Origin of the sequence: Rubrivirga sp., assembly GCF_049648075.1 — a bacterium.
GTDB lineage: Bacteria > Bacteroidota > Rhodothermia > Rhodothermales > Rubricoccaceae > Rubrivirga.
In genome coordinates, this window is sequence record NZ_JBARYR010000127.1 from 1 (window position 1) to 4,208 (window position 4,208).

Annotated in this window: 6 protein-coding genes; all 6 read right to left on the bottom strand. The window is 68.4% G+C overall.

What is annotated here, in order from left to right; all coding sequences use genetic code 11:
• The coding region (locus WBA11_RS03605; protein WP_424519357.1) for an AAA family ATPase at window positions 1–821 on the bottom strand (821 nt) is incomplete at its 3' end.
• A complete protein-coding gene (gene pnuC / locus WBA11_RS03610) occupies window positions 808–1,395 on the bottom strand; it encodes a nicotinamide riboside transporter PnuC (RefSeq protein ID WP_424519358.1) in 588 nt (195 codons plus the stop codon). The genes WBA11_RS03605 and pnuC, both read right to left, overlap by 14 nt.
• A gap of 58 nt (window positions 1,396–1,453) precedes the next feature.
• Window positions 1,454–2,170 carry a PIG-L deacetylase family protein gene (locus WBA11_RS03615; RefSeq protein ID WP_424519359.1) on the bottom strand — a complete coding sequence of 239 codons (717 nt, stop codon included), beginning with the start codon at window positions 2,168–2,170 and terminating at the stop codon, window positions 1,454–1,456.
• Between the two features lie 90 nt (window positions 2,171–2,260).
• Window positions 2,261–2,482 carry a (2Fe-2S)-binding protein gene (locus WBA11_RS03620; RefSeq protein ID WP_424519360.1) on the bottom strand — a complete coding sequence of 74 codons (222 nt, stop codon included), beginning with the start codon at window positions 2,480–2,482 and terminating at the stop codon, window positions 2,261–2,263.
• Window positions 2,479–3,843 carry a DUF5074 domain-containing protein gene (locus WBA11_RS03625; RefSeq protein WP_424519361.1) on the bottom strand — a complete coding sequence of 455 codons (1,365 nt, stop codon included), beginning with the start codon at window positions 3,841–3,843 and terminating at the stop codon, window positions 2,479–2,481. Before WBA11_RS03625 ends, WBA11_RS03620 begins: the two co-directional genes overlap by 4 nt.
• Window positions 3,844–3,845: 2 nt before the next feature.
• Window positions 3,846–4,124, bottom strand: coding sequence for a hypothetical protein (locus WBA11_RS03630; RefSeq protein WP_424519362.1), 279 nt, complete (start codon window positions 4,122–4,124; stop codon window positions 3,846–3,848).
• Window positions 4,125–4,208: the final 84 nt, after the last annotated feature.

Sequence of the window (4,208 nt, forward strand, 5' to 3'; positions counted from 1 at the left end):
CCGTCCTGGTCGAACGGGATGTCGGGCGCGCAGACGAACGTCCAGGCGTAGCGCTCGCGGCACCGGTCGGCGTAGGTCTGGACCTCGGCGGGGCACTCGCCGAAGAAGAAAAACGCGTACTGCTGCGTCGTGATCGCGTTCGTGTCGACGAACACGAACCGCTTGGCCCGCTCGACGGCCGCGTCCTCGAGGGCGACGTGCTCGCGGCAGATGGTGACGTACTCGGAGAGCGGCAGGTCGCCGCCGGCCTCGACCCACAGCGTCCGCCCGACCTCCTCGACGGTCGGTTCTCCCGTCGCGGCGCCGAGCGCATCGACGAGTGTGCTTTTTCCGGTCGACTCGGCGCCCAAGAAGACGACGCGCTGGACGAAGTGGGCGCGGACGACGGGATCGAGGTCGGTCATGTGGCGGGAAAGGTCGGCTCGGATCTGGGTGCCGGAGATCGGGACGTGGCGCCGGTCGGGATCGACGGAGACGTGGACGGCCTCGAGGACGCGGGCGAGCGCGTCGCCGTAGGCCTCGCTCGTAAAGACGGCGTCGACCGGGTGGGGAAGATGGGCGGCCGTGAACGCTTGCTGCACGGCGTCGGGCGCGTCATCCGGTGGGTAGATCTCGGCAGTGAGGGCGACGACCTCGAGGTCGGGGTAAAGCGTGCGGAGCCAGCCGGCGCGGACCTCCGTGGGCATCCCGGGGACGTCGGGGTTGGCCCACGTCATGACCGTCACGTGGTCGCACGCGGCGCGGGCGGTCTCGATCACGAGCTGGTGGCCGCGGTGCAGCGGCGCGAACGTCCCGACGACGAGTCCTCTAGCGAACCGCATCGACCGGGGCGACGCCCTGCGCCGCAAAGATCCGTCGCCACTCTCCGATTCCCAGGACGCACAGCACCAGCAGGACGGCGTAGACGGCAGACGTGAGGTAGAGCTCTTTCATCGCGTAGACGACGACCGCGACGACATCGACGGTGATCCAGATCGCCCAATGGTCCAGCTTGCGCCTCATCATCAGCAATTGGGCGATCACGCTGCCGCCCAGGATGTACGAGTCGGCGTAGGGGAGCGCGGCGTCGGTGAACTGGCCGAACAGCGTCCCGAAGAACAGCGCCGCGCCGACGACGGCCGCGCCTGCGACCATGCGCTGCGACGACGACAGCGTCGTGACCGGCAGCTCCGTCCCGCCCGTTCCGCCGCGCTGCCACTGCCACCACCCGACGACGCACGTCCCGAAGAAGAACACCTGGAGCACGACGTCGGCGTAGAGCTTGGCGCCGAAGAACAGGACGCCGTACAGCGACACGCCGATCATCCCGGTCCACCACGTGTGGACGCTGTTGCGGCGGGCGGCGTAGACGGAGGCCAGCGTGAACGCGTTGCCGGCGACTTCGAGCAGCGTCATGGCATCAAGCTAGCCGTTGGCTCCGCCGGCCTATCCGTCCTCGAGGACGCGTGGTTGGCTAACCCTCGTCGTGCAGGTCGTCGGTCAGACTCTCGAGCGGCGGGTCGTGCGACTCTTGGAAAAGGGAGAACGCGACGCCGTCCTCGACGAGAGCGAGCGGGTCTTGCTCTTCGACGACGGACTGGTAGGTCTCGTAGCAGTCGAGCGCGGCGCGTCCGGCCTCGAGGTCGGCGTCGGAGTACGTGAAGATGACGTCGGTCTCGTCCGGGGCGATCCCGTGGAAGCCGTCGGGCGCGTCGGGGAGGACGGACTCCTGGAGCGCGAAGAACGCCAAGCGGCGCGGGCTCCGGCCGGCCATCTCGTCGCACGCCGCCCGGTACGCGCGCTTGACGACCGCGTGCGTGACCAGGTGATCCGGATGGACGCTGTTTCCGTGGACCGCGTAGGTCACCACGACGTCCGGCACGACGGCCTCGATCTTGCGTTCGATCACGTTCTCCAGGTCGCGCGGGTCGAGGTCGTCCAGCCCGCCGTCGGGATAGTCGAGGACGGTGACGTCGGCGCCGAGCGCTTGGGCGGCGCGCTCGGTCTCCTTGGCCCGGATCTCGCCCATCTCCTCGACGCTCTTGCCCAAGTCGTGTCGCACCTTCGTCGCCCCGCCCTTGGTCAGCGTCAGGATCGAGACCTCGTGTCCCTCGCGGACCTGCTTCGCGATCGCGGGGCCGGGGCCGAACGACTCGTCGTCGGGGTGGGGGAAGATGTAGAGGAGCGTCATCGAGGTCGCGCGGAAGGACTCTGGTAACGGCCCACCTGCCGCAGCGGCTCCCCGCCCTCGAGGCCGAACAGGTAGCGACCTCGAGGACGGCTACTGCGCGGTCGCCGGTTCGTCGGCGTCGGTCACGACCTCGTGGAAGACCGTCTCGCCGGTCCGCACCATCCGCCGGACGTAAGGATGGCAGAGCTGGCACTTTCGGCCGAACAGCGCGTGCCGCTGTAGCTCCGGCACCGTCGCGGCGCCGGTCTCAGCGGCGACGTCCGCCAGGTCGGTGAACGTCGTCGCGAAGCAGAAACAGCGGTCGATGGTCATCGGACGACCGTGAGCGGGATCGAGGCCGTTTCGCCCTCGAGGACGACGCGAGCGAGGTATGTCCCGGGAGACACGCCATCGAGATCGAGGTCTACGCGGCCCATGCCGGCAGCGACGGCGACCTCGAGGTCGCGGACGACACGGCCGGTCACGTCTAGAACGCTGATGCGGACCACGCTCTGCTGCTCGAGGACGACCTCGAGGGCGATCCGGCCGCGCGTCGGGTTGGCGCCGGCCAAGCGGACTGTGACGCCGGCCTCGAGGGCGGTCTCGTTGGCGACCAAGAACGACGACTCCAGCGTCACAATATCGGCAGGGTAAATGCCGGCCTGGATTGTCATGAGGAGCGCGCCCGTCGTGGCGTCGTGGACCGTGGCGGTACCAGTAGCGCTAAACGGGGCGTCGGGGTCCGGACGGCCCAAAACGACGCGGTCGTTGCGGCCCTGTTCAACACCGATGGCGGAGATCGGCCGGGTGTCTGCATCAGGAATCACGACGCGGCGCGTAATCTCGAGCCCGGTCGGACCCGCGTCGAGGACGGCGAATCCCGACGCCGTGATGACGTAGAGGGGGCCTGCAGGGATTGGCCTCCGTGCGAGAGCTTCGAGGCTGTACGCGAACGCTTGGCCCACGTCGAACGGGTCGCCGATGTCTTCTCCGAACGCGACCCGGTCGGTGACCGTGTCCGTCTGGGGATCGACCAAGACAGCCTCATCCGTATCGGAGCAGAACGCGACTACCCCTCCTCCAGGGCCTTGGGCGACGGACCGGGCGTAGCAGTCGATGTCGACGTAACCGATCAACTCGGCGCGATTCAGCGACAGGACCGCAAGCGAGTCCGCCCCCCCAAAGTCGGGTCCGCCTGAGCCGAGGGCGACGTACATCCGCTTGTTGTCAAACCCGAGTCCCCCAACGGGCACCAGCCCCTCCGGTTGCCCCTCGACGAAGATGGGGTCGCCGGTCGTCCCGCTTCCTAAGTCGACTGGGAGTATGAACGACGGGGTGCCATCGTAGACCTGGTTTGAGACGTACACCCCCGAGTTGGCGTCTGCGAGGTAGCGCGGGCTGCTAAACGGACCCGTGATCTGGCCCGTTCGCTCGAGCGTGGTCGCGTCCACGATGTCGATCCGGCCAGCCGTGTTCGAGAGTAGGTAGAGGCTGTTGCCGAGCAGCGTGGCGCTCTGAAGGATCGAGCCAAGCTGTCCCTCGAATAGCTCAGCGGGGTCGCCGTCGAGGCCGCCCGGCAACGCGGTCACGGAGCCGTTTCCGTCGGAGAAGTTGCCTTGGTTGACGACGAAGACGCTGGACTGAGCCCACGCGGGAGCGGCGAGCAAAAGAAGGGCGAGGATCGAAAGGCGCATCTTTAGAGAAAGGCGAGGGACAGCCGGACGCGGAGGTGCCGCGGCGGCATGGGGTACTGGCGGACGATCGCGTACCGAGCGTCCAGAAGGTTTTCGAGGCGGAGAGAAAGCGTGGCGGTAACGCCCTCGAGGGCGACCGAGCCGGAGACGCCAGCCTCGAGGACGGTCACGGGTGGCATCGCCGCCGAGCCGTCGGAGGCCGTCGCGCGGCGGCCCGTGTGCTCCAGGCCGCCGTCGAACCGCAGGCCCCCGACCTCGAGGGCGAGATCGGCGCGGACCAAGCGGTCGGGGACGTAGAGCAGCGGCTACGACGCGGACCTTGCGGTCGGCGATCGGCGTGTCCTTAGCGGCGCCGATCGAGGGCG